The sequence below is a fragment of the Intrasporangium zincisolvens genome, from assembly GCF_034724055.1.
Taxonomy (GTDB): Bacteria; Actinomycetota; Actinomycetes; order Actinomycetales; family Dermatophilaceae; genus Monashia; species Monashia zincisolvens.
Genome location: NZ_JAWIIL010000012.1, coordinates 117,800 through 143,656 on the forward strand (window position 1 = coordinate 117,800; position 25,857 = coordinate 143,656).

Genomic DNA, 25,857 nt, shown 5'->3' on the forward strand with positions numbered 1-25,857 from the left:
ACAGTCGTCCCGCGTCGTCCACAGCCTCAGGTCGGCGGCGTGTACCGGCCGTCGATGACCGTCCACCCGCCGTCGACGAACAGCTGGCTGCCGGTGACGAACGACGACGCGTCGGAGGCCAGGTAGACAACCGCGCCGACGAGCTCGTCCGGGCGCGACCAGCGGCCGAGGGCGCTCTTGCCGGCGTACGCGTCGGACCACTCCGGCACGGCGCGGATCTGCGCGGTCAGGGGCGTGTCGACGATGCCGGGGGCGATGGCGTTGACGCGCACGCCCTGCAGGCCGAGCTCGACCGCGGCGGCCCGCAGCAGCTGGACGAGGCCGGCCTTCGTCGCGGCGTAGACCCCCTGCCCGGGTTCGACGGTGACGGCGCGGATCGAGCTGAAGCCGACGATGCTGCCGCGGCCGCGCTCGGCCATGCCCCGGCCGAAGGCGCGGACGAGGTCGAAGGAGGCCCGGAGGTTGAGCCCGACGACGCGGTCGAACTCCTCGGGCGTGTAGTCGAGGACGCGTTTGCGCACGTTCGTGGCGGCCGTGAAGACGAGCACGTCGACGGCGCCGAGCTCGTCCGCGGCCCGGGCCACGGCGTCGGTGTCCGTGACGTCGAGCGCGTACGCCTCGAGCGTGGCCCCGGCGGCCTCCCCCAGGGACGCGGTCTCGCGGGCGGCCTCGAGGTCACGGTCGGCGCAGACCACCTCGGCGCCGTGCGCGGCGAGGGCGAGCGCGCTCTCGCGGCCGATGCCGCTGCCGGCGCCGACGACGACGGCGCGGCGGCCGTCGAGGCGGAAGAGGCGCGCGTAGTCGGGCCGCTCGGTCTGCGTGCTCATCGCGCACCTCCGGTGGTGCGCGCCGCCGACGGGCGGATGATCGCCATCCGGGTCACGGTGAGCTCCTCGATGGCGAAGCGTGGCCCCTCGCGGCCGACCCCGCTGTCCTTGACCCCGCCGTAGGGCATGACGTCGGAGCGGAAGCCCGGCACCTCGTTGACGACGACGCCACCGGCCTCGATGCGGTCGATGGCGGCGAACGCGGTGCCGAGCGACTCGGTGAAGACGCTCGCGTGCAGGCCGTACCTCGACCGGTTGACGGCGTCGACGGCGGTGTCGAGGTCGGGCACGGTTCGCACGACCACGACCGGGCCGAACACCTCCTCGTCCCAAGCGTTCTCGCCGTCGGGGACGTCGGCGAGCACGGTCGGCTGCAGCACGCCGTCGACGACGTCGCCGCCGTGCACGAGGGTGCCGCCCGCGTCGACCGCCGAGGCGACCCATGACCGGACGCGCTCGGTGGACGCCGCGTCGATGAGCGCCGAGACGCGCGTCGACGCCTCCCGCGGGTCTCCCACGACGACGTCGCCGATGCGTCGGGCGAGGGCGTCGAGGAAGGCCCCGCGCGCGGGCTCGACGACGACGACGCGCTGGACGCTGATGCACGCCTGCCCCGACGCGTAGTACCCGCCGCGGACGACGGCGTCGGCGGCCGCCTCGACGTCGGCGTCGGCCGCCACGACGAGGGCGGCGTTGGAGCCGAGCTCGAGCAGCACCTTCGTCGGTGCGGCGTCCTTGGCGATGCGGTGGCCGACCGCGGCCGAGCCGGTGAAGGACACGACGGCCACGCGCGGGTCGGTCGTCAGCGCGACGCCGACGTCGACGCCGCCGGTGACGAGCTGGACGGCTCCGCGCGGGGCCCCGGCCGCGGCCAGCGCCTCGCGGACGACGTGCACGAGCCAGAGCGTCGCGAACGGCGTCTGCGGGGCCGGCTTGACGACGACCGGGCAACCGGCCGCGAGGGCCGGCGCGAGCTTGTGGGCGGCGAGCAGCAGCGGGTAGTTGAAGCCGGCGATGCCGACGACGACGCCCACGGGCTTGCGCACCCAGAACCCGACGAGGCCCTCGCCGCTCGGCAGCAGGTCGAGGGGCACCGTCTCGCCGTGGAGGCGCGCGACCTCCTCGGCCGCGATCAGGAGCGTCAGCAGGGTGCGGTCGACCTCGACGCGGCAGTCGACGAGCGGTTTGCCGGTCTCGAGGACGAGGAGGCGCTCGAGGTCGTCGCGCCGTTCTGTGAGGCGCCCGTGGGCCTCGGTCAGGGCGGCGCGCCGCACGTGCGAAGGCAGGTCCGCCACGACGCCCCGGAGCTCGTGGGCCACCGAGATCGCTTGTTCGGCAAGGACACTCGTGCCCACCGGCGCCTCCGCCACGAGCTCGCCGGTGTAGGGGAAGTGGACGGACGCCGTGGTCCCGGGGTCGACCCAGTCCTCGCCGATGGGGAGCCCGGCGGGGTGCTCGGGCGCGTAGGTCGTCGTGCTCGTCACCGAGGGTCTCCCAGGAGGTCGGAGGCGCCGGCGCCCTCGAGGGCGCGGCGCATGCTGGGCGCCGCCCGCAGGAGGCGCTGGGTGTAGGGGTGCTGCGGGTCCTCGAAGACCTGCGCGGTCGGCCCGGTCTCGACGATCTCGCCGGCGCTCATGACGGCGACGCGGTCGCAGAGGTGGCGCACGACGGACAGGTCGTGCGAGACGAAGACGAGGGTGAGGCCGAGGTCGGACACGAGGTCGCCGATGAGGTTGAGCACCTGGGCGCGCACCGACACGTCGAGGGCGCTGACCGGCTCGTCGGCGAGCAGGATCGACGGCTTCGGGGCGAGGGCCCGCGCGATGGAGATGCGCTGGCGCTGGCCGCCGGAGAACTGGTGCGGGTAGCGCGTCGCCGACTCGCCGGGCAGGCCCACGGCGTCGAGCAGCTCTGCCACCCGCTCCTCGCGACCCGGGATCCCTTGGGCGACCAGCGGTTCGGCGATGATGTCGCGTACCCGCATCCGTGGGTCGAGCGAGCCCATCGGGTCCTGGAAGACGAGCTGTAGCGTCGAGCGGAGGAAGGCGAGGTCGCGCTCGCGCCGGCCCGTCACCTCGAGCCCCTCGACGCGGATCTCGCCGCTCGTCGGCCGGTCGAGCGCGGCAAGGAGTCGCATGAGCGTCGACTTGCCGCAACCGGACTCGCCGACGATGCCGAACCGCTCGCCGCGCTCGACCTCGAAGGAGACGCCCTTCAGCGCCTCGACGACCGGGCCCGGCCGGCGCAGCGACGTCCGCGGGCGGCGGTACTCACGGCGCAGGTTCGTGACGCTGATCGCGGCGGTCATCGGGCCCCCACCTCCGTCGGCGCCTCCGTCGATGCCTCCGCCGGGTGGTGGCAGGCGTAGCCGTCGCCCGGGTCGGGACCGCTCCACGGCGGCACGATGGCGCACTCCCCCGTCGCGTGCGCGCACCGGTTGCGGAAGACGCACCCGTCGGGGAAGGCACCAGCCGCAGGCACCGACCCGCGGATCGTCGGCAGCCGCCCCTCGGCGTCGACGGCGTCGAGGTCGGAGGCGGCGAGCAGGCCCTGGGTGTAGCGGTGCCGCGGGCGGCGGAACACCTCCTGCACGGGGCCGGCCTCGACGATCCGCCCGCCGTACATGACGAGGACGCGCTCGCACACCGTCGCGACGACCGCGAGGTCGTGGGTGATGAAGAGCATCGCGGCGTCGCGGGCCGCCACCCCGCGCACGATGAGGTCGAGCACGCGCGCCTGGACCGTGACGTCGAGGGCGGTCGTCGGCTCGTCGCACACGAGCAGGGCCGGGTCGTTGGCGAGGGCGATGGCCACGACGACGCGCTGGCGCTGGCCGCCCGAGAGCTGGTGCGGGTAGGCGCGGGCGGCGTCGGCGGGGTCGGGCAGCCCGACCTGGTCGAGCAGCTCGACGACGCGGGTGCGCGCGGCCCGCCGGTCGCCGTGCGCGCCGATCGCCTCGCCGACCTGGTCGCCGACGCGCATCGTCGGGTTGAGCGCGGTCATCGGCTCCTGGAAGACCATCGCCACCTCACCGCCGCGGACGCGGGACCACTGCCGCTCGGACGCCGACGCGAGATCGGGGCCGACGCCGGCCAGGCGCACCGAGCCCTCGACGCGGGCGTCCTCGGGCAGCAGGCCGAGCAGCGCGAGGCTCGTCAGCGACTTGCCCGATCCGGACTCGCCGATGAGCCCGACGCGCTCGCCCCGGTCGATGGTGAAGGAGAGGTCGTGCAGCAGGTGGTGACGCCCGATCCGCACGTCGAGGTGCTCGACGTCGAGCACACGCGTCTGGCTCATCGGCGGTCCTCCAGCCGGGGGTCGAAGTGGTCGCGCAGGCCGTCGCCGAGCAGGTTGAAGCCGAGCACCGCCACCGCGATGGCGACGCCCGGCACCAACGCGAGCCGCGATGCGGTGAAGAGCAGCTCCTGGCTCTCCTGGAGCATCCGGCCCCACGAGGGCGTCGGCGGCGGCGTGCCGTAGCCGAGGAAGGACAGCGCCGCCTCGGCGAGCACGGCGATGGCGAAGGACACCGACGCCTGCACGATGACGAGGCCGCTGACGTTCGGCAGCACGTGCCGCAGCCCGATCGACCACGGCCGGCGCCCGGCCGCTCGCGCCGCGAGGACGTACTCGGTGCCGAGCACCTGCAGCGACCCGCCGCGCACGAGCCGCACGAAGCTCGGCACCGACGCGATGCCGATGGCGACCATCGCCACGAGCGTGCTGCCGCCGTAGACGGCGCCGAACATGATGGCGAGCAGCAGGGCCGGGAAGGCGAGGAGCAGGTCCATCCCCCGCATCAGCGTCTCGCCGAGCCAGCGGGTGCCCATCGCGGCGACGAGGCCGAGGGGCACGCCGATGATCCCGGCGACGCCGACGGCCACGACGCCGACGAAGAGTGTCGTGCGCGCACCGACGAGCAGCTGGCTCAGGACGTCGCGGCCGAGCTTGTCGGTGCCGAGCAGGTGCGCGGGGTCACCGATCGGACGCAGCCGGGCGGACGCGTCGACGAACGTCGGGTCGTACGGCGTCCACACGAACGAGACGAGCGCCATGAGCACGACGATCCCGACGAGGACGGCGCCGACGACGAGGGTCGCTCCCGGGCGGCGTCGGCTCGGGCCGGCCGCGACGATGCCGGGGTCGGGCGTGACGGTGTCGGCAGCGGCGGCGTCCGGGCGGACGGTGTCGGCGCTCATCGGGCACCCACCTTGAGTTTCGGGTCGATGACGAGGTAGAGCAGGTCGACGACGAAGTTGACGAGCAGGACCGCGACGACGAGGAGCATGACGATGTCCTGCACGAAGACGAGGTCGCGGTTGGCCACCTGGTCGAGCAGGAGGCTGCCGAGGCCGGGGATGACGAACACCCGCTCGACGACGACGGCGCCGATGAGCAGGGTCGCCAGCTGGAGCGCGAGGACCGTGACGACCGGGATCGCCGCGTTGCGCGACCCGTGCCGCCACAGCGCCCGCGTCGGGCCCAGGCCCTTGGCGCGCGCCGTGCGGATGTAGTCCTCGCGCCGCACGTCGAGCACGGCGCTGCGCACGTACCGCGTCAGCACGGCGCCCTGCACGAGCCCGAGCGAGAGCACCGGCAGGACGAGCTGGCGCAGGAACATCGCCGGGTCCTCGTTCGGGGGCGTCCACCCGTTGGCCGGCAGCCACTGCAGCTTCACGGCGAAGACGGTGATGAGCAGGATGCCCATGAGGAACGCCGGCACCGCGACGCCGACCTGCGAGAGCGCCGACAGCACGACACCGCTCGGGCGCCGGTGGCGCACCGCCATGAGCGTGCCGAGCGGCAGGGCCAGCACGAGCGCCACGACCATCGCGCAGACGACGAGCCACAGGGTCACCTGGAGCCGGTCGAGGATCTGCGGGGCGATCTCGGCCCGCGACACGTAGCTCGTGCCGAGGTCGAACCGCACGAGGCCCCCGACCCACGACAGGTACTGCGCCACGAGCGGGCGGTCGAGGCCGAACTGCTCGCGCAGCTGGGCGACGGACTGCTCCGACGCGTTGACGCCGAGGGCGACGCGCGCCGGGTCGCCCGGCAGCAGCACCATGAAGACGAAGACGATCACGGAGCTGACGACGAGGCTCGCGAGGAGGATCGCGGTGCGCCGGACGACCTGGAGCAGCATCGGGAAGGGTCCCTGTCCTTGGCGGGTCGGTCAGGAGCGCGCGAGGTCGCGCAGGACGAACGCCTCGGTGATGGCGTTCTTCGGCAGCCCGGTGATGCCCTTCTCGGCGACCATGAGGTTGGGCAGCAGGAAGAGGAAGTCGGCGGCGGCGTCCTGCGACAGCTCGCGGGCCGCCTTCTTCATGAGCGTCACCTGCTGGTCGGGCGTGCCGGTGTCGGCGGCGGCGAGGTCGGACTGCAGCTGCTTGTTGTCGTAGCGCGTGTAGTACTTCGGGTCGCCGAAGACGGCGGGCAGGTCGCGCGGCTCGACGTGCGCGACGATCGACATGTCGTAGTCGGCGTCGGTGAACACGGTGCCGAGCCACACCGCCGGGAACTCGAGCTGGTCGAGGGTCACCTGGAAGCCGGCCTGCTCGAGCTGGCTCTTGACTACCTGGCCGCACGAGACCGCGTAGGGCAGCGTCGGGATGCGCAGCCGGATCGGCGTCTTGCCGACGCCCGTCTCGGCGACCAGCGCCTTGGCCTTGGCCAGGTCGTGCGGGTAGAGGCCGGTGAGGTCCTCGTACCAGGGGTCGGTCGGCGGCACCATGCTGCCGATGAGGGTGCCGCGCCCGGCCCAGCACGTGTCCATCAGGGCCTTGTGGTCGATGGCGTAGCGGGCCGCCTGGCGCACCTTGAGGTCGTCGAACGGGGCCTTGCCGTTGTTGAACGAGAGGACGACCTCGCCGTTCGTCGTGCCCTCGACGATCTCGTACTTCGGGTTGTTCTCGAACTGGGCGAGCGACTCGGGCGCCTGGACGGTGCCGACGACGTCGATGGTGCCGGTGAGCAGGGCGTTGTTGAGGGCCGTCGGGTCCTTGAAGTACTTGAGCGTCACGTCCTTGAAGTACGGCTTGGCGCCCCAGTACGACGGGTTGGCCGACAGCGTGATGGAGTCGCCGCGCCTCCACGTGCCGAAGGTGTACGGGCCGGTGCCGACGGGCTTGTTCGCGAGGTCGGCGACGCCCTTCTCGGTCATCATGGCCCCGACGCGCGTCGACATCCGGTAGAGCCAGTTGTTGCTCGGCTTGCTCAGCGTCACCTGCAGCTGGGTGTCGCTGAGAGCCTTGGCGTCGGCGACGACGTCCATGGCGGACTTGAGCGAGATGGTCCAGTCGGTCTTGACGCGGTTGATCGAGAAGACGGCGTCCTTGGCGGTGAACTTCTGGCCGTCGGAGAAGGTCGCGTTCGGGACGAGGTCGAAGGTGTAGGTCTTGCGGTCCGGCGACACCTTCCACGACGACGCCAGCTCGGGCTTGAGGTCGCCGTTCTGGTCGACCTTGACGAGGGTCTCGTAGACGTTGTCGAGGAGGGCCTGCGAGATCGCGGCGCCGTCCTTGGTCGTGAAGTCGAGGCTCGCGGGCTCGGCGACGAGACCGACCGTGAGCTTCGTGTCACCCGAGCCGCCGGCGCCTCCGGTGCCTCCGTTGCCTCCGTTGCCTCCGCCGGACGCCCCGGAGCCGGCCGAGCAGGCGGCGGTGAGGGCGAGGAGCAGGACGCCGGCCGCAGCCGTGCCGATGCGGGAGTCCTTCATCGTGTCTCCATCTCGTGCAGGACCGCGGAGCCGAGCGTGGTGGTGCTCGCCGTGCCGCCGAGGTCGGGGGTGTGGTGGGTCGGGTCGGACAAGGTGGCGGCCAGGGCCTCACGTACGGCGGTGGCCGCCGCGGTGTGCCCGAGGTCGTCGAGCAGGAGCGCGCCGGACAGGATGCACGCGGTGGGGTTGGCGATGCCCCGGCCGGCGATGTCGGGTGCCGAGCCGTGGACGGGCTCGTAGACGCCGGGGACGCCCCCGCCCGGCAGGACGTTGGCGCTCGGCGCCATCCCCATACCCCCGGCGAGCACGGCGGCGAGGTCGCTGAGGATGTCGCCGAAGAGGTTGCCGGCGAGGAGCACGTCGAGCGAGTGCGGGTCCTGGACCATCCGGGCGGCCATGGCGTCGACGAGGACGACCTCGAGCTCGACGTCGGGGTGGCGCTCGGCGACCTCGCGCACGACGGCGTCCCAGAGCGGGTAGCCGTGGCGCATGGCGTTGGACTTCGTCACGAGGGAGAGGCGTCCCCGACGCTGCTCGGCCAGGGAGAAGGCGTGCTCGGCGGCGCGCTCGATGACGCGGCGGGAGTGCACGGCCACCTCGATGCCGAGGTCGTGCCCGGTGCCGGCGTGGGCGACGCCTCCGGCGCCGACGTACTCGCCCTCGGTGTTCTCGCGGACGATGACGAGGTCGACGCCCTCGACGTCGCGGACGCGGCTCGGCACCCCGGGGAAGGCCCGGACGGGTCGCAGGTTGACGGCGAGGTCGAGCTGCTGGCGCAGGCCGATGATGAGGCCCCACACGAGCTCGTGGTCGGGCACGTCGGGCCGTCCGACCGCACCGAAGAGGACGGCGTCGTGGGCACGGACGGTGTCGGCGCCGTCGGGCGGCATGGCGCGGCCCTCCCGGAGGAAGCGCTCGCCGCCCCAGTCGAGCTCGGTCGTCTCGAGCGACTCGCCCTGGGCTGTGAGGGCGGCCTGCAGCACCGGCACGGTGGCCGCGACGACCTCGGGCCCGACGCCGTCGCCGGGGATAACTGCGAGTCGCACCGTCATGGTCTGTTGGCTCTCCAGGGTTTCGTTCCGTGCACTGGTCTGACCAGTGGACTTTTCCGCGCTGAGAGGTACCGTTGCCCTCATCGAGCCCGATGTCAAGGGTTCGTCCGCCCGGCCGAAGCGCCACCACGCCGCTCGGCCGTCCGTCCGCACGGGAGGACATCGATGGCGAATCCGCTTGTCGCCCAGACACGCCCAGCCGCACTCACAGCCGCTGAGATTGTGGCGTACTACCGGTCGGGCGACCTCTCCCCCGTCGCCGTGCTGCGCGACGTGCGGCAGGTCGTCGAGGCCCGCGAGCCCGAGCTCAACGCCCTCTCGGTGCACGACCTCGACGCCGCCGAGCGCGCCGCGTTCGAGAGCGAGGCGCGCTGGCAGGCCGGCGAGCCGATGGGCCCGGTCGACGGCGTCCCCGTGACGATCAAGGAGAACCTGGCCCGCGCCGGCGTGCCGATGCAGGTGGGCAACGCCGGCGTCACCCCGGTGGTCCCCGAGCGCAGCTGCCCGGTCGTCGAGCGCGTCGAGGAGTCCGGCGGCATCGTCCTCGGCTCCACCGTCATGCCCGACTGGGGCATGCTCAGCTCCGGCGTCTCCAGCCTGCACGGCATCACCCGCTCCCCCTGGGACCCGACCCTGACGACCGGCGGGTCCAGCTCGGGAGCCGGCGCCGCCGCGGCCGGCGGCTACGGCCCGCTCCACGTCGGCACCGACATCGGCGGCTCGATCCGGCTGCCCGGCACGTGGCTCGGGCTCGCCACGCTCAAGCCGAGCGCCGGCCGCGTCCCCCTCGACAACCCCTACCTCGGACGCGTCGCCGGGCCGATGGCGCGCTCGGTCGACGACGTCGCCCTGCTCCTGTCGGTCATCGGGCGCTACGACCCGCGCGACTGGACGGCCCTGCCGCCCGCCGACCTCGACCTCGACGTGTCGGCCACGCCGCTCGACGTCGCGGGCCTGCGGGTCGGACTGCACCTCGACGCGGGCTGCGGGCTGCCGCTCGACCCCGAGGTGCGCGCCTGCGTCGAGCGGGCGGCGACGCTCTTCGCCGACGCCGGCGCCCACGTCGAGCCGCTCGGGCCGTTCCTGACGCCGCGCCTGCTCGCCGACCTCGACCAGTTCTGGCGCGTGCGCTCCCTCGTCGACCACGAGGCCCTCGCCCCCGAGGCCCGCGAGCGCGTCCTGCCGTTCATCCGGCGCTGGGTCGGCGCCGTCGCCGACGTCGACGGAAAGGCCGTCCTGCGCGACTACTCGAGCATCATGGCCATCCAGCAGGCCACGGTCGCCGCCACCGAGCGCTTCGACCTCGTCCTGTCCCCCGTCGCACCGATGGCCGCCTTCCCCGCCGAGTGGCCGATGCCGTGGGGCGAGGGCGACCAGGGCATGGCCCACATCGGCTACACGGCCCCGTACAACCTGTCCGGTCAGCCGGCCGCCACCGTCAACTGCGGGTTCACCGCCGACGGGCGCACCGTGGGCCTGCACGTCGGCGGCCGCCGCTGGGACGACGTCGGGGTGCTCCGCGCCGCTGCCTGGTACGAGCGACACCGCGGCCCCGACGCGACGCCGGCCTGGCCCATCCCCGAGGCGGTCCCGACCACCTCCGGCACGGGGCGCACCGGTGGCTGAGCAGGGCGCGTCCAGCGGAGGCTTCGAGGCCTTCGAGCAGGTCCGGCCGGTCCGCCTCTACGAGCGCATCGTCGAGCAGGTCGAGGAGGCCGTCGGCCGCGGCGAGCTGCGGCCCGGCCAGCGCCTGCCGAGCGAGCGCGAGCTCGTCGTCCAGTTCGGCACGAGCCGGGCCACGGTGCGCGAGGCGCTGCGCGTCCTCGAGAGCAACGGGGTCGTGCGCTCGCGCCCCGGCGACCCCAACGGGCCGGAGATCCTGCCCGTCACCTCCGGCCAGCTGACCAAGCAGATGCGGCGCCTGGCCCGCGCCGACGGCCTGACCCTCTCGCAGCTGCTCGTGTCGCGGATGATGCTCGACTCGACCGCCAACCGGCTCGCGGCCACCCTGCGCTCGGAGTCCCAGCTGGCCGAGATGGAGGCCGCCATCGCCCAGATGCGCGAGGCCGTCGAGGGCGGCTACGCCTCGTTCAGCGAGGCCGACTTCGCCTTCCACGAGGCCATCGCCCGGGCGAGCGGCAACACCCTGATCCAGGTCTGCAACGCCGTCGTGCGCGACACCGTGCTCTCGCTCATCTCCGACAAGATCGCGCACGCCCGCAACAGCAAGGCGCTCATGAAGCGCTCGCTCGGCCACCACGAGCAGGTGCTCGACGCCATCCGAACCGGCGACGGCGCGGGCGCGGCCCACGCGTCGCTGCACAGCCTCTACGACTACTACGCCGGGTACGTGCCCGCGCCCGAGCGGGCGACCCTGCGCGCCCTCCTCGACGACTGACGCCCGTTCGCCGCGGGACGGCGGGGCGGCGTCGGGTCGCGGGGCGTCACCGGGCAGAATGCGTGGCTCCACGCGTCGTCGACCAGGAGTGTGTGACCGGTGAGTGTGCAGGTGAAGGTGGGCTCGATCGAGCAGCGGATCGCCGAGGAGCTCGGGGTCCGTGAGGCCCAGGTGACCGCGGCCGTGGGGCTGCTCGACGGCGGGTCGACCGTGCCGTTCGTGGCGCGCTACCGCAAGGAGGCCACCGACGGCCTCGACGACGCGCAGCTGCGCGACCTCGAGGAGCGGCTCACCTACCTCCGCGACCTCGAGGACCGCCGCGCCGCCGTGCTCGCCTCCATCGAGGAGCAGGGCAAGCTCGACGACGAGCTCCGGGCCCGCATCCTCGCCGCCGAGACCAAGGCCCGGCTCGAGGACATCTACCTGCCGTACAAGCCGAAGCGGCGCACCAAGGCTCAGATCGCCCGCGAGGCCGGCCTCGAGCCGCTCGCCGACCTGCTGCTCGGCTCCCCCGACACCGACCCGGCTTCAGCCGCAACCGGGTTCGTCGACGCCGACAAGGAGGTGGCCGACGCCGCGGCCGCCCTCGACGGCGCCCGGGCCATCCTCGTCGAGCGCTTCGCCGAGGATGCCGACCTCATCGGCGACCTGCGCCAGCGGGTCTGGACCAAGGGCCACCTCGTCGCGCGCGTGCGCACGGGCAAGGAGGAGGCCGGCGCGAAGTTCGCCGACTACTTCGAGTTCGACGAGCCCCTGCACAAGCTCCCCTCGCACCGCATCCTCGCGATGTTCCGCGGCGAGAAGGAGGACGTGCTCTCGATCGAGGTGAGTCCGACCGACCCCGCCGCCGAGGCCGAGCCGGGCCCGACGGAGTTCGAGCGCGCCATCGCCCATCGCTTCGACATCGCCGACCGGGGACGTCCTGCCGACAGGTGGCTCGCCGACACCGTGCGCTGGGCCTGGCGCACCAAGATCGTCGTTCACCTCGGCGTCGACGCCCGGATGCAGCTGCGCCGGGCGGCCGAGGAGGAGGCCGTGCGCGTCTTCGCGGCCAACCTGCGTGACCTGCTGCTCGCGGCCCCGGCCGGCGCCCGCGCCACGATGGGGCTCGACCCGGGCTTCCGCACCGGCGTCAAGGTCGCCGTCGTCGACGCCACGGGACGCGTCGTCGCCACCGACGTCATCCACCCGCACGTGCCGCAGAACCGCTGGGACCAGTCGGTCGAGACGCTCGCCCGACTCGCCAAGGCGCACGGCGTCGAGCTCGTCGCCATCGGCAACGGCACCGCCTCGCGCGAGACCGACCGCCTCGCCGCCGATCTGCTCAAGCGTCACCCCGACCTGCGCCTCACGACCGCGGTCGTGTCGGAGGCCGGCGCGTCGGTGTACTCGGCGTCGGCGTTCGCCTCGGCCGAGCTGCCCGGCATGGACGTCTCGCTGCGGGGGGCCGTGTCCATCGCCCGACGCCTGCAGGACCCGCTCGCCGAGCTCGTCAAGATCGACCCGAAGTCGATCGGCGTCGGCCAGTACCAGCACGACGTGTCGCAGGTGGCCCTGTCGCGCTCGCTCGACGCCGTCGTCGAGGACTGCGTCAACGCCGTCGGCGTCGACGTCAACACGGCCTCCGCTCCCCTGCTGACGCGCGTGTCCGGCATCTCCGGCACGCTCGCCGAGGGCATCGTCGCCCACCGCGACGCCAACGGCCCGTTCCGCACCCGACGGGCGCTCAAGGACGTCGCGCGTCTCGGGCCCAAGGCCTTCGAACAGGCCGCCGGGTTCCTCCGGATCCCCGGCGGCGACGACCCGCTCGATGCGTCGGCCGTGCACCCGGAGGCCTACCCGGTGGTGCGCCGGATGCTCGAGGCGGCCGGCACCGAGCTGACCGCACTCATCGGCAACTCCGCTGCCCTCAAGGCGATCCGCCCGCAGGACTTCGTCGACGACACCTTCGGCCTGCCGACCGTCACCGACATCATCGGCGAGCTCGACAAGCCCGGCCGCGACCCGCGTCCGTCGTTCAAGACCGCGACCTTCAAGGAGGGTGTCGAGGAGGTCAAGGACCTGCGCCCCGGCATGACCCTCGAGGGCGTCGTCACCAACGTGGCCGCCTTCGGCGCCTTCATCGACGTCGGCGTGCACCAGGACGGCCTGGCCCACGTGTCGGCGCTGTCGAAGCAGTTCGTCCGCGACCCGCGCGAGGTGGTCAAGCCCGGTGACGTCGTCATGGTCAAGGTGCTCGACGTCGACGTGCCGCGCAAGCGGATCTCCCTGACGCTCCGCCTCGACGACGAGGTGCCCCGCCCCGGCGAGAAGCCGGCGGGCGGGCGACCCCAGGGCGGCGGCCGACCCGAGGGTGGCGGCCAGCGCCAGGGTGGTGCGCCCCGTCAGGGCGGCGGCCAGCGCCAGGGTGGCCAGCGTCAGGGCGACCGGCGTGAGGCCCCCGCGAGCGGCTCCATGGCCGACGCTCTCCGGCGCGCCGGCTGGAACGGCTAGCACGCGTCGGGCTCGACCCGACGCGCCGGAGGGCCTTGTCGTGGGCGCCGACCTCTGGTCGACTGGACCAACGATGGGTCCGGCCCATCAGGGGCCGGGTCCTGCAGCGCCGCGAGCCGTCGACGGCGGCCGCGGCACAACGGAGGTGCCCATGAGCAGTGCAGCCCAGTCCGTCCCCGCGCCCGCCGAGGACGCCGAGCCCGACCAGTCCCTCGCGGGGGTCCGCACCAGTGCGACGTTCGACCACCCGGTCGAGCAGGTGTGGCGCCACCTCGTCAGCGGACGCGGCACCGAGGCCCTCCTCGGACCCGGCGTGACGCTCGGCAGCAAGGGCGAGTCGTGGCACAGCGACGACGGCCCGCACGGCGTCGTCCGCAGCTGGCACCCGATGGAGCAGATCCGCGTGTCGTGGCACCCGCACGCCGACGGCCCCCTCAGCGTCGTCGACTTCCAGCTGCATCCCGAGGGATCCGGCACCCGTCTCGACCTCTTCCACGAGGGTGAGGGCATCGCCGAGGACGGCGCCGGCGACAAGCAGCGCTGGGACGACGCGCTCGGCCGGTTCGGCTCCTCGCTGCAGGGCTGAGTCTGCAGGTCTGAGCCGCCCCCCTCAGCGCACGACGAGCACGGGGCACTCGGCGTCGTGGAGCAGCCGGTGGCTCACCGAGCCCAGGAGCATGCCGGTGAATCCGCCGTGCCCGCGCGAGCCGACGACGACGAGCCCGGCGGTCCGGGCCAGCTCGGCGAGCGTCCGTCCCGGGTCGCCGTAGAGCACCGCGGTCGTCACCTCGAGCCCCGGGTGGTCGGCGCGGGCCCGCTCGGCCATCCGCGCCACGCTCTTCTCCGCGTGGTCGCGCAGCTCGTGCGTGTCCTCGGTCCCGGCGCGGGCCGTCTCGGCGTAGGTCCACGCCTCCATGGACGCGGAGTGGGCCACGCGCACGACGTGCAGCATGGCGTCCTCGCGCTCGGCCCACGCGGCCGCCGCGTCGAGGGCACGCTGGGCGGCCTCGGAGTCGTCGATCCCGACGACGACCGGGCGCCCGGGGCCCGGACGCGCCACGGGCGGGGCGTCGGTGCCCTCTTCGGCCTCGCCGTGTCCGCGGACCACGACGACGGGGCAGTGTGCGTGGGCCGTGACCGCGTACGACGTCGAGCCGAGGATGCCCGAGCGCAGGCGCCCGCGACCCCGGCTGCCGACGACGAGCAGGTCGGCGTCCTCGGAGGCGTCGACGAGCTGGCCGGCCGGGCTGCCCAGCCAGTACTGGGTGCTGATGAGCGAGGCCCCGAGGCTCTTCGACGCGTGCTCGGCCCCCTCGTCGACGAGCGACTTGGCCGCCTGCTCGAGCATCGGCTCGACGTGCGAGAGGTCGACGGCCGGGAACGCCGGCACCATCGACAGGTTGACGCTGTGCACGATGGTCAGCCGTGATCCGAGCTGGCGAGCCGTCTCCGCGGCCCACTCCAGGGCGAGCCGCGAGCTGGGCGAACCGTCGTAGCCGACGACGACGCCTTGGACCTCGTTGACCTGGTCGTTCATGAGAGCACCCCTCCCTGGGCCTGGGCCGGGCGGGCCGCTCCGGCCACCTTCATCGTCTCTCCGACAGGGCGGTCGCGGCAGTCGGTTGTGGCGCGACGGACAGTGTGAGGTGCGGAACAGCGGCGGGAGGCGCGTCAGGACTCGTCGTCCCGGGCGGCTGCGGTCGCTCGGTCGTTGGCCCGCTGGAGGGCCTCGGCCAGCTGCGCCTTGGTCATCGTCGAGCGCCCCTCGACGCCGAGGCGTCGGGCGAGGGCGTAGAGGTGGGCCTTGCTCGCGTTGAGGTCGACGCCGCCCGCGCTGTCGCCGTCGTCGCGGTGGGCTCGCGCCTGGGCGCCGCGACGGGCGGCCTGGGGGTCGGACGGGCCCTTCTCGGGCTTCTCCTCCCAGTGGTCTCCCACCTTCTCGAAGGTGTGCTTGAGCGCGGCGAACGCGGTGCGGTGGGCCCGCTCGCCCTCGCCGTACTGCTCGACGGCGGAGTCGTGCGTGGCCCGCCACGTGTCGCGGGCCTTCTTCGGGGAGCGCTGCAGCGTCGAGGGGAGGTCGTCGTCGGTGGGCACGGTCATGACGTACCCGCGCAAGGGCCTGCGCAACGGCGCCCGCATCGGGTATCACGGAGGGATGAGCAGCGAACCGGAGCCGCGCGAGGACGAGTTCGAGCCGCAGGACCCCGAGCCCGAGGAGGAGTACGCGCCCGCCGGCGGCCACGGCGACGACGCCACGGCGCGCGCCGCGGAGGCGGACCTCCTCGAGCAGGAGCAGGAGGTCGGGTTCGGCGACGACGACACCCCGGACACCGCCGAGGAAGATCGCGCCTGACGCCGGACCCGACTCCCACCCCCACCGGCCGGAGCCGTCAAGGCCCGTCAGCGGCCGGCGGTCAGCCGACCGCCTTGACGGCGTCCACCTCCCCCGCTCCGTACCAGCTGTTCTGGCCGATGCCGCCCTGGCACGTCTGCGGCGCACCGGAGTCGAGCCCCGGGAAGGGCGCGTACGCCGACACGTCGGCCGGGCACGCGATCGGGTTGACGGCCCTCTGCAGGGCTGCCGAGAGCGGCCCGCCGCGCTTCTGGGACACCGACGCGATGAGGGCGGCGACACCGGCCACGTGCGGGGCGGCCATCGACGTGCCCTGCAAGTAGCAGTACGTGGCGCCGCTCGGGTCGACGACGGGGAACCCGCAGCCCCCCATCAAGGACGCGGGGTACGTCGACAGGACGCGTCCGTTCGGTGCCGCGGCGGTCACCTGCAGACGCCGGTCGCCGCCGGGCGCCGCGAGGTCGGCCGTCGAGATGCCGAACGAGGAGTAGTAGGACTTCTGGCGCAGGTTGCCGGTCGCCGTCACCCCGATGACGCCGGGCGCCTCGGTCGGGAAGACCGCGCACGCGTTCGTCACGGTCCGGACCACCGGGTTCGTGTCGTCCGGGCTGGTCTGGTCGAGCGTCGGGTGCGAGAGGTCCTCGAACTGGTTGCCCTCCGCGGCGACCACGAGGACGCCCTTGGTCTGGGCGTACTTCAGGGCACGCCGCTCGGCCGTCCAGATCGCCCGCTGGTCGGGGTCGTTCTTGCAGTTGAAGAGCCACGGGTCGGCGAAGTAGCTGTTGTTCGTCACGTCGACGCCGTGGTCACCGGCCCACATGAAGGCGCACACGACGGCCTCGGGGAAGAAGAACCCGTTGGCGTCGCCCGCCTTGATGCCGGCGATCCGCACGCTCGGGGCGACCCCGACGATGCCGATGCCGTTCGCGGCGGCGGCGATGGTGCCCGCCGTGTGCGTGCCGTGGCCGTCGTCGTCCATCGCGGCCACCTTGCCCGGGACCGGCGCTCCGCTGACGCAGTTGACGCTGGCTGAGTCGTCGACGTTCGCGGCGAGGTCCGGGTGGGTGTAGTCGAGCCCGGTGTCGATGTCGCCGACGAGGACGGACTGGTCACCGGTCGTCACCGCGTGCGCGGCCGGCGCCTTGATCTGGTCCATGTCCCACTGGAGGCCCGACAGGGTGTCGCCGGTGGGGGCCGTCGGTGCGGCGTCGGTCGTCGACTGGGCGGTGCCGGCATCGGAGCCGTCGTCGAGACGCGTCGCGAACTTCGCCGTGGCAGAGACTCCTTCGACACCGCTCGTCGTGCGCATGGTCTGCGCGAACGACGACGAGGTCGACGAGGCGACGACGACCGAGATCGACGACCACGACGTCACGACCCGGCCGCCGGCGGCGCTGACCGCCTTCGTGGCCGCCGACACCGAGGATCCCTGGGACAGGACGACGAGGTAGGTGGTGGCCCCGGTCGTCGACGTGCCGGCAGCGGATGCGCCGGACGCGACGAGCGAGGAGAGGCCCGTGAGGGCGAGGGCTCCGGCCGCGACGGCGGCGGTGAGCAGTCGAGAACGTCCCCGAGAAGTGGTTCCGGACATGGGTCCTCACTTCCGCGACGGTCACGCGCGGCGCGCTCCGTCGAGCGGGTCGTCCCCGTCGACGGCCCTCTGCCGACGCTAGACCTGCGGTCCTCCACCGTTCGTGGGTTCACCGCAACACGGGCCGTCTCGCGGCCATCGTCCCCATTTGCCCGATCACGTTGCTCGTCGCTATTGCGTGGGTACGTCGGGAAGCGGTGCAGACGTGGCGCCGCACGCCAGCACTCACGGGTTTCAGCCACGAGCAAAGGAGACGTGATGAGTGAGGCCGTAGCGGCACGCAGCACAGAGGCGGTGCGCAGCCTGGTACCGGCCCGGTTGGACCGGTTGCCCTGGACGAAGTTCCACTGGTCGGTGGTCGTCGGACTCGGGGTCTCCTGGATCCTCGACGGCCTCGAGATCCAGATCGTGTCCGAGTCGGGGTTCCAGAAGTCGCTGGCGATGTCGTCGGCGCAGGTGGGCCTCACCGGCACCGTCTACCTCGTGGGGCAGGTCGTCGGCGCGCTGACGTTCGGGCGCCTGACGGACCGCCTCGGGCGGCGCAAGCTCTTCATCCTCACGCTCGTCATCTACCTCGTCGGCTCGGGTCTGGCCGGACTGTCGCCGAACATGTGGTTCCTGTGGGTCTGCCGCTTCATCGCCGGCATGGGCATCGGCGGCGAGTACACCGCGATCAACTCGGCCATCGACGAGCTCATCCCGTCACGCTTCCGCGGCCGCGTCGACATCGCCATCAACGGCACCTACTGGTTCGGCGCGTTCTTCGGCGCCCTCGCCAACCTCTACCTGCTCAACCCCGACAACGTCGCCGAGAACATCGGCTGGCGCCTCGCGTTCTTCATCGGCCCGATCCTGGGCCTGTCGATCATCTGGCTGCGGCGCCACATCCCGGAGAGCCCGCGCTGGCTGCTCACGCACGGCTACGCCGAGCAGGCCGAGAAGACCGTCGACGAGATCGAGGAGCGGGTGCGCCGCGAGGGCGGTCAGATCTCCGAGGTCGACGACAGCAAGGCGATCGTCGTCAAGGCCGAGGAGCAGATGGGCGCCAAGGTGCTCTGGGACGTCTTCGTCCACCGCTACGGACGCCGCACCGTCCTCGGCCTGACGATGATGGTGACGCAGAGCTTCCTCTACAACGCCATCTTCTTCACCTACGCGCTCGTGCTGACGAACTTCTACGGCATCGACAAGGCCGGGACGTCGATCTACTTCCTGCCCTTCGCGCTGGGCAACCTCCTCGGGCCGCTGCTGCTCGGGCACCTGTTCGACACCATCGGGCGTCGGACGATGATCTTCACGACCTACTCCATCGCCGGCGTCGTGCTCCTCGTGTCCGCGTGGCTCTTCCACGCGAACGCGCTGACGGCGACGACCCACACGATCTTCTGGTGCGTCTCGTTCTTCTTCGCCTCGGCGGGGGCGTCGGCGGCCTACCTCACGGTGAGCGAGATCTTCCCGCTCGAGGTGCGCGGCCAGGCGATCTCGTACTTCTTCGTCGTGGCCCAGTGCGCGGGAGCGGTCGCCCCCGTGCTCTACGGCGCGCTCATCGGTGAGGGCAAGGACCGCGGCCCGCTCACGTGGGGCTACGTCGCGGGCGCCGTCATCATGATCATCGGCGGCATCGTCGCCAAGGTCATCGGCGTCGACGCGGAGCGCAAGTCGCTCGAGGACGTCGCCGACCCGCTAAGCAAGGTCGACGCGTCGGAGGCGTCGGCGTGAACGTCTCCGACCTCGCCCGCCTCGGGCGTCCCTTCACGATCGTCGTCGGGGTGAGCCCGACGAGCGGCTCCCCCGGCGCGCTCCGGTGGGCCGTGGAGGAGGCCGCGGCCCGACGCGGACGCGTCGTCGCGATCCGGGCCTGGCGCCCGCACGCCCCCGAGACCGCGACGGGCGGCCGGCTCCCGTCGGTCATCGCCGACGACAGCGCCCGTGACGACGAGGCCGTGCGGCTGGCGCACGACGTCGACTCGGTCCTCGGGCGCGACCACGTCGTCGAGACGCGGGTCGTGGCCGGCAAGCGTCGGTCGGTGCTCGTCGAGGAGAGCCGTGAGGCCGACCTCGTCGTCATCGACGCCGGCAGCTCGGCGGAGGTCGGGGCGCGCTGGCTGGGCAGCCGGCTCGTGCGCTCGGCGCTGTGTCCGGTCGTCGTCGTGCCACCATCGCTCAGCGAACGGGGGCCGAGCGCCTTCGGCACGGCAGCGGGCTCGTTCGCCCGCTCGGTCGAGCGAGCGGCCGGCACCGCCGGTCGTCCCGGGTTCCAGCGTCCCCCGGGCGGTCGCGACGGGGGCTGAGCGCCACTGCAACAGTGGGGTGCCCGGATGCGGGGAGCTGTCGCATCCGGGCACCGTCACGTCCGGGCACCGTCGTTCAGCGGATGACCATGACGGGGCAGGGCGCGTCGTGGACGACGCGGTGGCTGACCGAGCCGAGCAGCATGCCCCTGAAGCCGCCACGTCCGCGGGAGCCGACGACGACGAGGCCGGCCCCGACGCGTCGGGCGTGCTCGGCGACCGTCACCCCGGGAGGCCCGTCGAGGACGGACTCGACGACGCTCAGACCGGGGTGGGCGGTCCGGACCCGGTCCGCGAGCGCCCCGGCCACGCCGGCACTGGCGGTGTGCGTCTCCTCGGTGACGTCGCGCACCCAGGATGCCGGCACCGGGAAGGCTGCCCCGGGTGCCGGGTCGGCGGCCCACATGGCGGCGGACGGCACGTCGTCGACGACGACGACGTGCAGTGGCGCCTCCGCGGCGGCCGCGAGGGTGGCTGCGGCGTCGAGCGCGCGGGCTGCGGCCTCGGACTCGTCGACCCCCACGACGACCGGGTGTCCGGGTCCGGCGTGGACGGTCTCGTCGCCACGCACGACGACGACCGGGCAGTGGGCGTGCGCGGTGACCGCGTACGCCGTCGAGCCGAGCAGCCCGGAGCGGGCATCACCCCGGCCCCTGGAGCCGGTGACGACGAGATCGACGTGGCGCGAGGCCTCGACGAGCTCGGCGGACGGGCTGCCGACGAGCGAGACGGCATGCACCCGGGAGCGGTCCAGCTCCTTCGCGGCCCGTTCGACGGCCTCCTCGACGAGCCCCTCGGTCATCTCCTCGTAGAGCTGCGCCGTCGGCCCGGCGTCGTAGGCGCCTGCCGTCGCGCCGGCGCTGAGCCCGATCGCGTGCACGATCGTCAGGTCACGGTCGTCCCGGCGGGCCGTCTCGACGGCCCAGTCGAGGGCGAGCCGGGCGCCGGCCGAGCCGTCGTAGCCGACGACGACGCCGGTCGGCGTCGACGCGTCACGGTCGGTGCGCTCACGGTCGGTGCGCTCACGGTCGGTGCGGTCACTGGTGCTGCTCATCGCGGTCCCCTCCCACGGACGTGGCCGGGGCCGTTCGCTCCCGGCCACCTCCATCGTCCTGCGGCCGCGAGGGGGCGGCGGCCGCCTGTGAGCCCCGGAACAGTGCGGTGTGGGTCACGTGGCTCGTAGCATCGGGGCATGACGCTCCTCGAGCGTGACGAGCAGCTGCGCGCGGTCGCGGGCTGGCTCGACGACGCGTCCGCCGGGCACGGCCGGCTCGTCTACGTCGCGGGCGAGGCGGGCATCGGCAAGTCGACCTTCGTGGGCCACGTCGTGGCGCAGTCGGGCGACCGGGCCCGCGCGCTCGTCGGTCAGTGCGACGGGGCTGCGACACCGGCGCCGCTCGGCCCGCTCGCCGACATGGTGCCGGGGCTGCCGCCGGGAACGTGGCCGCCGGACGCATCGCGCCACGAGGTGTTCACCCGCCTCGTCGACGTGCTGCGCACTCCCCCGCACACAGAGCCGTACCTGCTCGTCGTCGAGGACGCGCACTGGGCCGATGAGGCGACCCTCGACCTGCTGCGCCACCTGGCGCGTCGGGTCCACTCGTGCCGCGCTCTCGTGCTCGTGACGTACCGGCCCGAGGACGTCGGCACCACCTCCGGGTTGCGGGTCGTCCTCGGCGACACCGCGTCGGCCGACGGCACGCGTCGCGTCGACCTGCCCCCGCTCACCGTCGAGGGCGTCGAGGCCCTCGCGCAGGCGTACGCCGGCGAGCACCCGGACGCGGCCCACCCCGACGCGCGTCGGCTGCACGACGTCACAGGCGGCAACGCCTTCTTCGTCACCGAGGTGCTCTCCGGCAGCGCGGACTCGCTGCCGCCGACGGTGCGTGACGCGGTGCTCGCACGCGTGGCGCGGCTCGACGAGGACGCCCAGCGGGCCCTCGAGCTCGTCGCCCTGGCGGGGGCTCGCGTCGGTACCGACCTCGTCGAGGAGCTCGTCCGCGACGGGCTGACCACCCTCGACGAGCCCCTGTCGCGCGGGCTGCTCGTGCTCTCGGGCACCGAGCTGACCTTTCGTCACGAGCTGGGGCGACTCGCCGTCGCCGGCGACGTCCCCGCGGGTCGGCGCATCCACGTGCACCGCCGGCTGCTCGAGGCCTACCTGCGCCGTGGTGCCGAGCCGGAGGTGCTCGCCCACCACGCCGACGCGTGCGGCGACAGCGAGCGCGTGCTCGAGTTCGCGCCGGTCGCGGCCGAGCGCGCCGGTGTGCTCGGCGCCCACCGCGAGGCGGTCGAGCAGTACCGGCGCGCCCTCGCGCACGCCGACGCCCTGCCGACCGGACGCGTCAGCGACACCAGACGCGCGAACCTGCTGTGGGCGCTGGGCTACGAGCTGTACCTCACCGACCGCATCGAGGCCGCGATCGCCGCCGTCGACGAGGCCCGGGCCATCTGGGACGCCGGCGGCGACGACGTCCGCGTCGGCGACGCGTGGCGCTGCCTGTCGCGGCTGTCGTGGTTCGCGGGCCGCAACGACGACGCGGAGTCCCAGGCACGCACCGCCGTCGACGTGCTCGCCGGGCACCCCGGCGTCGAGCTGGCCCTCGCGTACAGCAACACGACCCAGCTGCGGATGCTCTCGAGCGACGTCGCGGGCACGCGGGAGTGGGGTGCCCGCACCCTCGACCTCGTCGAGCGGCTGCCCGACGGACCGAAACGCACGGAGGTGCGGGTGCACGCGCTCAACAACCTCGGCACCATCGAGGTGACCGTCGGAGCGATCGAGGCCGGCACCCAGCTGCTGACCGCCAGCCTCGACGGCGCCCGCGCCGCCGACCTGCACGAGCACGCGGCACGCGCGTACTGCAACCTGGCGTCGGCGGCGGTGCTGCAGCGTCGGCACGACGACGCGCGGCGGTGGCTCGACGAGGGCATCGACTACTGCGCCGACCGCGACCTCGACTCGTGGACGCTCTACCTGCTCGGCTGGCGGGCACGGCTCGGGCTCGACCGCGGTGAGCACGTGGCCGCGCGTCGCGACGCCGACGCCGTCGGTCGCGGCGAGGTGGCCGCGGTGGGTGCGCTGGAGCCGCTCCTGACGCTGGCGCAGCTGCGCGCGCGACGCGGCGAGCCCGGGTGGGAGCCTCTGCTCGCCCGCGCCGCTGGGCTCGCCGAGGGGATGCGCGAGATCCAGCGCGTCGCTCCGGTCGTCGCAGCCCAGACTGAGTTCGCTTGGCTCGCAGGCGAGCCCGAGCGCGCCCGTCAGGTGGCGCTCGCGGCGTGGCCGTTGGCGCGCGACGCGGACTGTGCATGGAACCGCGGTGCGGTCGCGCGGTGGCTGACACCGGCCGACGTCGCCGGCGCGGGTGGTGGCAGCGACGGAGTGGGCCCGGAGCCCGTTGCGGCGCCGCCCTATGCGGCGGAGCACGAGGGGCGATGGAGCGAGGCCGCCGATCTGTGGGCGGAGCTGCACTCCCCCTTCGACCAGGGTCTGGCGCTGGCCCGCAGCGGCGACCGCGACCTCATGACGGCGGCCGTCGGCGTCTTCGAGGGCATCGGCGCCGACGCCGCGGCGTCCCGCGTCCGCACCGACCTGCGCGCCCGCGGGTGGCCCGCCCCGCGCGCGGCACGCGAGAGCACGCGTCGCCACCCCGCCGGCCTCACCGCGCGCGAGAGCGAGGTGCTCGCCCTGCTCGCCGAGGGGCTCTCCGACGCCGCCATCGCCGAGCGGCTCGTCATCTCCCGACGCACCGCCGAGCACCACGTGGCCTCGATCCTGGCCAAGCTGGGGGTCGGCAGCAGGCGTGAGCTCGCCAACCTGGGTGGTGCCGTCGCCGCGAATGGGTAGCCGCCACCCATGACCCGTGGGCGACACCCGGCGACGCTGGAGTCATCAGGAACTCCACGGCCTCCGCACCACGGCGGCCAATCCCCGAAAGGACGAGCGATGCCGCTCTTCATGGACATCCACACCCTCGGCGACGGCGTCACGATGTCGGACGTCGCCAAGGCGCACGAGGCCGACCTCGCCACCCAGACCCCGCACGGCGTCAGCTACCTGCGCTACTGGGTCGACGAGGACCGCGGGCAGATCTTCTGCCTCGTCGAGGCTCCGGACGCCGAGGCCGCGAACACCGTGCACCGCGAGGCGCACGGGCTCGTCGCCGACTCGATCTTCCAGGTGCAGGAAGGCGTCTGACCCGTCGGGTCACGGATCGCACGGCGGGTGCCGTCGACAACAGGTCGACGGCACCCGCCGTCGTCGTGCCCGCAGATCTCCCGATTCGGGCCACGAACGGCACCGATCGACCTAGGTTGTCCCCGAACAGGGGACGGGGGCGGCATGGCTGAGGGTGGATCGGCGCAGGAACAGGCTTCGCAGCTGCGCGCGCGGGCAGCAGAGGCACGACAGATGGCAGAGTCGCTCGACGAGCAGGCGCGGCGGTGGGATACGGGCGCCACTGGGGAGCGGCTCGTCGCGGCAGAGCTCGGCCGACTTTCCTACCCCTGGTGCTGTCTGCACGACCTGCTGCTGCGACCCGGTAGCTCGCGAGTCAATCTCGACCACGTGGTGATCGGGCCCGCTGGCATCTTCCTCATCGACACCAAGAACTGGTCCGGCGGGGTGTCGGAGTACGACGGGACCCTCTGGCAGCACACGGGCTCCAGCCGCTCTCAACGCGCATCTGTCGAGCAGGTCGGGCGAGCTGCCGGGGAGATGGAGCGGACCCTTGGGACGCCCGTCGTCCCGGTCATCGCTCTTGCGGGTCCGTCCACGGCGTCGTTCGAACCGCGACGCGTCGGCGGCATCGACGTCGTACCCCTGCACCGTCTGCGGGCCTGGTTGGTCGCACAGCCGGGCGACCTGTCGTCGGACCGGATCGAGCTGACCCGACGGCGCATCGACCACGCCTTTCCTCCAGCGTCTGCTCCTGTCGATCCGCCGGGTCAGGACACGACCGGATCCAAGGTCGACGACGTCCTCGCCACCGGCGCCACGCAGGTGGTACCCGAGCGCACCGTCGCAACCCGTTCGCGACGCACCCGTGGATCTTCGAGGAACCGACCCCGTAGGGGGCACGCGCGCGGCGCCCGGGTGCTGCGGGGCCTCGTAGGTCTGGCGTTGCTCGCCATGCTGTGCAGTCCCGTGCTGGGGTTCCTTCTCCACGTAGCGAGTCGAGTTGCAGTCCAAACAGGCTCGTCGGGCCCGGGGCCGCAGACCGGTGCGCAGCACGCAGCGCGTCAGCTGTCCTGCCAGGACTACCCCGTGAAGGGCATCAGGGCCGTGGTCGCCGCCTCCGTGACGCCGAGTACGTCGAACACCGACGATCGCTGCTCCTGGTTTCTCGGCGGCAGCGAGTCATCGAGCCCAGAGCTGGGCATCGCGTTTGGTCGCGACACACGCATCGAGGCGAGTGTGTACAACTCCGGAAGAGCACTGGCGACGGCCCAGAGCGGCTCCGCCGTTGCGCGAGTGGGCGCGGGTCAGCACTTGCGCCAGTGGGCCGACAAGACGCTTGTCGCCGATGATGCCTTGGTCGTTCGCCTCGACTATCGGTACCCGGAGCACGCCACCCAGTCGCAACGCCGCAAGGCTGACGAGGCGGCGCTCGACAGGGTGGCGCGACTGTCCGAGGACTTCGCGCGATGGATGTACATCGGCGGATGACTCGCCGCCCGAAAGTCGCTGCACAGCAGAGGAATTGAGCAGCAGATCCATTGACAACTCATTCGAACTGGTGTTCGATTGGGAGATGGGGACAGGGGTAGGTCAGGAGCGCGACGCGATGGCCCACGTGGCGTCGCTGACCGCGCTGTACCCGTCCCTCGTCGACGCGGACGGAGCTCCGGTTCNCGACGCGATGGCCCACGTGGCGTCGCTGACCGCGCTGTACCCGTCCCTCGTCGACGCGGACGGAGCTCCGGTTCCGGTGTCGGTGTCGGTGTCGGTGCGCCAGCGAGACCTCTCCATGCTCGAACGCGTGATCCGGCGCGAGATCGCCCGGCACGTGCTGGCCGAGCAGCTGCCCGACCTCGTGGCCGAGCTGGTCGAGGCCGCCTGCGACGACCTCACCGCGGCGCCGCTGACCTGCCTCGAGGCGCAGTCCGACGCCGAGCTGCGCGTCATCGAGGCC

The 25,857-nt window shown here is 73.1% G+C and carries 22 protein-coding genes; 10 read left to right on the forward strand and 12 right to left on the reverse strand.

Going from position 1 to position 25,857, the window contains the following annotated elements; genetic code table 11:
* Positions 1 to 26: 26 nt before the first annotated feature.
* Genes RY076_RS21555 through RY076_RS21585 form a run of 8 tightly spaced genes read right to left on the reverse strand, consistent with a single transcriptional unit; the run spans position 27 to position 8,597 of the window.
* Entirely contained in the window at positions 27 to 827 is an 801-nt protein-coding gene (locus tag RY076_RS21555) for an SDR family NAD(P)-dependent oxidoreductase (protein WP_323101646.1), read from the reverse strand.
* The gene (locus RY076_RS21560) at positions 824 to 2,311 is read right to left on the reverse strand and encodes an aldehyde dehydrogenase family protein (RefSeq protein ID WP_323101647.1); all 1,488 of its coding nucleotides are present in this window, start codon (positions 2,309 to 2,311) and stop codon (positions 824 to 826) included. The genes RY076_RS21555 and RY076_RS21560 overlap by 4 nt, the downstream gene beginning before the upstream one ends.
* Positions 2,308 to 3,135, reverse strand: a complete 828-nt coding sequence (locus tag RY076_RS23690; protein WP_413785813.1) for an ATP-binding cassette domain-containing protein — start codon at positions 3,133 to 3,135, stop codon at positions 2,308 to 2,310. Before RY076_RS23690 ends, RY076_RS21560 begins: the two co-directional genes overlap by 4 nt.
* On the reverse strand, positions 3,132 to 4,124 hold the full coding sequence (locus RY076_RS23695; protein ID WP_413785814.1) for an ABC transporter ATP-binding protein: 993 nt from the start codon (positions 4,122 to 4,124) through the stop codon (positions 3,132 to 3,134). The genes RY076_RS23690 and RY076_RS23695 overlap by 4 nt, the downstream gene beginning before the upstream one ends.
* On the reverse strand, positions 4,121 to 5,026 hold the full coding sequence (locus RY076_RS21570; protein ID WP_413785815.1) for an ABC transporter permease: 906 nt from the start codon (positions 5,024 to 5,026) through the stop codon (positions 4,121 to 4,123). Before RY076_RS21570 ends, RY076_RS23695 begins: the two co-directional genes overlap by 4 nt.
* Positions 5,023 to 5,973: an ABC transporter permease gene (locus tag RY076_RS21575; RefSeq protein WP_323101649.1), complete on the reverse strand. Its 951-nt coding sequence runs from the start codon at positions 5,971 to 5,973 to the stop codon at positions 5,023 to 5,025. The genes RY076_RS21570 and RY076_RS21575 overlap by 4 nt, the downstream gene beginning before the upstream one ends.
* 30 nt (positions 5,974 to 6,003) lie before the next feature.
* Complete coding sequence (locus tag RY076_RS21580; protein ID WP_323101651.1) at positions 6,004 to 7,545, reverse strand: ABC transporter substrate-binding protein; 1,542 nt, start codon at positions 7,543 to 7,545, stop codon at positions 6,004 to 6,006.
* A complete protein-coding gene (locus RY076_RS21585) occupies positions 7,542 to 8,597 on the reverse strand; it encodes an isocitrate/isopropylmalate dehydrogenase family protein (RefSeq protein WP_323101652.1) in 1,056 nt (351 codons plus the stop codon). The genes RY076_RS21580 and RY076_RS21585 overlap by 4 nt, the downstream gene beginning before the upstream one ends.
* Positions 8,598 to 8,762: 165 nt before the next feature.
* Between RY076_RS21585 and RY076_RS21590 the strand changes: the two genes are divergently transcribed.
* From RY076_RS21590 to RY076_RS21605, 4 genes are all read left to right on the forward strand, one after another.
* Positions 8,763 to 10,223: an amidase gene (locus RY076_RS21590; RefSeq protein WP_323101654.1), complete on the forward strand. Its 1,461-nt coding sequence runs from the start codon at positions 8,763 to 8,765 to the stop codon at positions 10,221 to 10,223.
* Complete coding sequence (locus tag RY076_RS21595; protein ID WP_323101657.1) at positions 10,216 to 10,995, forward strand: FadR/GntR family transcriptional regulator; 780 nt, start codon at positions 10,216 to 10,218, stop codon at positions 10,993 to 10,995. The genes RY076_RS21590 and RY076_RS21595 overlap by 8 nt, the downstream gene beginning before the upstream one ends.
* Before the next feature lie 99 nt (positions 10,996 to 11,094).
* Entirely contained in the window at positions 11,095 to 13,488 is a 2,394-nt protein-coding gene (locus tag RY076_RS21600; RefSeq protein WP_323101658.1) for a Tex family protein, read from the forward strand.
* A 151-nt stretch (positions 13,489 to 13,639) separates the two neighbouring features.
* On the forward strand, positions 13,640 to 14,074 hold the full coding sequence (locus RY076_RS21605; RefSeq protein ID WP_323101660.1) for an SRPBCC family protein: 435 nt from the start codon (positions 13,640 to 13,642) through the stop codon (positions 14,072 to 14,074).
* Positions 14,075 to 14,098: 24 nt separating this feature from the next.
* On the opposite strand, the gene RY076_RS21610 is transcribed toward RY076_RS21605, so the two are convergent.
* Together RY076_RS21610 and RY076_RS21615 are read right to left on the reverse strand one after the other, a co-directional pair.
* Positions 14,099 to 15,025, reverse strand: a complete 927-nt coding sequence (locus tag RY076_RS21610) for a universal stress protein (protein WP_323101662.1) — start codon at positions 15,023 to 15,025, stop codon at positions 14,099 to 14,101.
* 134 nt (positions 15,026 to 15,159) lie between these two features.
* Positions 15,160 to 15,582 carry a ChaB family protein gene (locus RY076_RS21615; RefSeq protein ID WP_323101682.1) on the reverse strand — a complete coding sequence of 141 codons (423 nt, stop codon included), beginning with the start codon at positions 15,580 to 15,582 and terminating at the stop codon, positions 15,160 to 15,162.
* A 61-nt stretch (positions 15,583 to 15,643) separates the two neighbouring features.
* Between RY076_RS21615 and RY076_RS21620 the strand changes: the two genes are divergently transcribed.
* Entirely contained in the window at positions 15,644 to 15,841 is a 198-nt protein-coding gene (locus RY076_RS21620) for a hypothetical protein (RefSeq protein ID WP_323101664.1), read from the forward strand.
* 61 nt (positions 15,842 to 15,902) lie between these two features.
* Here the strand turns inward: RY076_RS21620 and RY076_RS21625 are convergent, their stop codons facing one another.
* A complete protein-coding gene (locus RY076_RS21625; protein WP_323101666.1) occupies positions 15,903 to 17,432 on the reverse strand; it encodes a S8 family serine peptidase in 1,530 nt (509 codons plus the stop codon).
* A 258-nt stretch (positions 17,433 to 17,690) separates the two neighbouring features.
* Between RY076_RS21625 and RY076_RS21630 the strand changes: the two genes are divergently transcribed.
* Together RY076_RS21630 and RY076_RS21635 are read left to right on the forward strand one after the other, a co-directional pair.
* Complete coding sequence (locus RY076_RS21630; RefSeq protein ID WP_323101668.1) at positions 17,691 to 19,151, forward strand: MFS transporter; 1,461 nt, start codon at positions 17,691 to 17,693, stop codon at positions 19,149 to 19,151.
* The gene (locus RY076_RS21635) at positions 19,148 to 19,723 is read left to right on the forward strand and encodes a universal stress protein (protein WP_323101670.1); all 576 of its coding nucleotides are present in this window, start codon (positions 19,148 to 19,150) and stop codon (positions 19,721 to 19,723) included. Before RY076_RS21630 ends, RY076_RS21635 begins: the two co-directional genes overlap by 4 nt.
* A gap of 76 nt (positions 19,724 to 19,799) precedes the next feature.
* Here RY076_RS21635 and RY076_RS21640 read toward each other — a convergent pair whose 3' ends face one another.
* Positions 19,800 to 20,777 carry a universal stress protein gene (locus tag RY076_RS21640; protein ID WP_323101672.1) on the reverse strand — a complete coding sequence of 326 codons (978 nt, stop codon included), beginning with the start codon at positions 20,775 to 20,777 and terminating at the stop codon, positions 19,800 to 19,802.
* Positions 20,778 to 20,915: 138 nt separating this feature from the next.
* On the opposite strand from RY076_RS21640, the gene RY076_RS21645 reads away from it, so the two are divergent.
* From RY076_RS21645 to RY076_RS21655, 3 genes are all read left to right on the forward strand, one after another.
* A complete protein-coding gene (locus RY076_RS21645; RefSeq protein ID WP_323101674.1) occupies positions 20,916 to 23,570 on the forward strand; it encodes an ATP-binding protein in 2,655 nt (884 codons plus the stop codon).
* 99 nt (positions 23,571 to 23,669) lie between these two features.
* Positions 23,670 to 23,921, forward strand: coding sequence for a DUF4242 domain-containing protein (locus RY076_RS21650; RefSeq protein WP_323101676.1), 252 nt, complete (start codon positions 23,670 to 23,672; stop codon positions 23,919 to 23,921).
* Positions 23,922 to 24,134: 213 nt separating this feature from the next.
* Positions 24,135 to 25,391 (forward strand): nuclease-related domain-containing protein, encoded by a 1,257-nt coding sequence (locus RY076_RS21655; RefSeq protein ID WP_323101678.1) that lies wholly within the window; start codon positions 24,135 to 24,137, stop codon positions 25,389 to 25,391.
* The last annotated feature ends 466 nt before the right edge of the window (positions 25,392 to 25,857 follow it).

Excerpts from the sequence above, each read along its gene's own strand:
- RY076_RS21555 (WP_323101646.1), bottom strand. The coding sequence starts at position 827 with ATGAGCACGCAGACCGAGCGGCCCGACTACGCGCGCCTCTTCCGCCTC.
- RY076_RS23690 (WP_413785813.1), bottom strand. The coding sequence starts at position 3,135 with ATGACCGCCGCGATCAGCGTCACGAACCTGCGCCGTGAGTACCGCCGC.
- RY076_RS23695 (WP_413785814.1), bottom strand. The coding sequence starts at position 4,124 with ATGAGCCAGACGCGTGTGCTCGACGTCGAGCACCTCGACGTGCGGATC.
- RY076_RS21570 (WP_413785815.1), bottom strand. The coding sequence starts at position 5,026 with ATGAGCGCCGACACCGTCCGCCCGGACGCCGCCGCTGCCGACACCGTC.
- RY076_RS21575 (WP_323101649.1), bottom strand. The coding sequence starts at position 5,973 with ATGCTGCTCCAGGTCGTCCGGCGCACCGCGATCCTCCTCGCGAGCCTC.
- RY076_RS21580 (WP_323101651.1), bottom strand. The coding sequence starts at position 7,545 with ATGAAGGACTCCCGCATCGGCACGGCTGCGGCCGGCGTCCTGCTCCTC.
- RY076_RS21585 (WP_323101652.1), bottom strand. The coding sequence starts at position 8,597 with ATGACGGTGCGACTCGCAGTTATCCCCGGCGACGGCGTCGGGCCCGAG.
- RY076_RS21590 (WP_323101654.1), top strand. The coding sequence starts at position 8,763 with ATGGCGAATCCGCTTGTCGCCCAGACACGCCCAGCCGCACTCACAGCC.
- RY076_RS21605 (WP_323101660.1), top strand. The coding sequence starts at position 13,640 with ATGAGCAGTGCAGCCCAGTCCGTCCCCGCGCCCGCCGAGGACGCCGAG.
- RY076_RS21610 (WP_323101662.1), bottom strand. The coding sequence starts at position 15,025 with ATGAACGACCAGGTCAACGAGGTCCAAGGCGTCGTCGTCGGCTACGAC.
- RY076_RS21620 (WP_323101664.1), top strand. The coding sequence starts at position 15,644 with ATGAGCAGCGAACCGGAGCCGCGCGAGGACGAGTTCGAGCCGCAGGAC.
- RY076_RS21625 (WP_323101666.1), bottom strand. The coding sequence starts at position 17,432 with ATGTCCGGAACCACTTCTCGGGGACGTTCTCGACTGCTCACCGCCGCC.
- RY076_RS21630 (WP_323101668.1), top strand. The coding sequence starts at position 17,691 with ATGAGTGAGGCCGTAGCGGCACGCAGCACAGAGGCGGTGCGCAGCCTG.
- RY076_RS21640 (WP_323101672.1), bottom strand. The coding sequence starts at position 20,777 with ATGAGCAGCACCAGTGACCGCACCGACCGTGAGCGCACCGACCGTGAG.
- RY076_RS21645 (WP_323101674.1), top strand. The coding sequence starts at position 20,916 with ATGACGCTCCTCGAGCGTGACGAGCAGCTGCGCGCGGTCGCGGGCTGG.
- RY076_RS21650 (WP_323101676.1), top strand. The coding sequence starts at position 23,670 with ATGCCGCTCTTCATGGACATCCACACCCTCGGCGACGGCGTCACGATG.
- RY076_RS21655 (WP_323101678.1), top strand. The coding sequence starts at position 24,135 with ATGGCAGAGTCGCTCGACGAGCAGGCGCGGCGGTGGGATACGGGCGCC.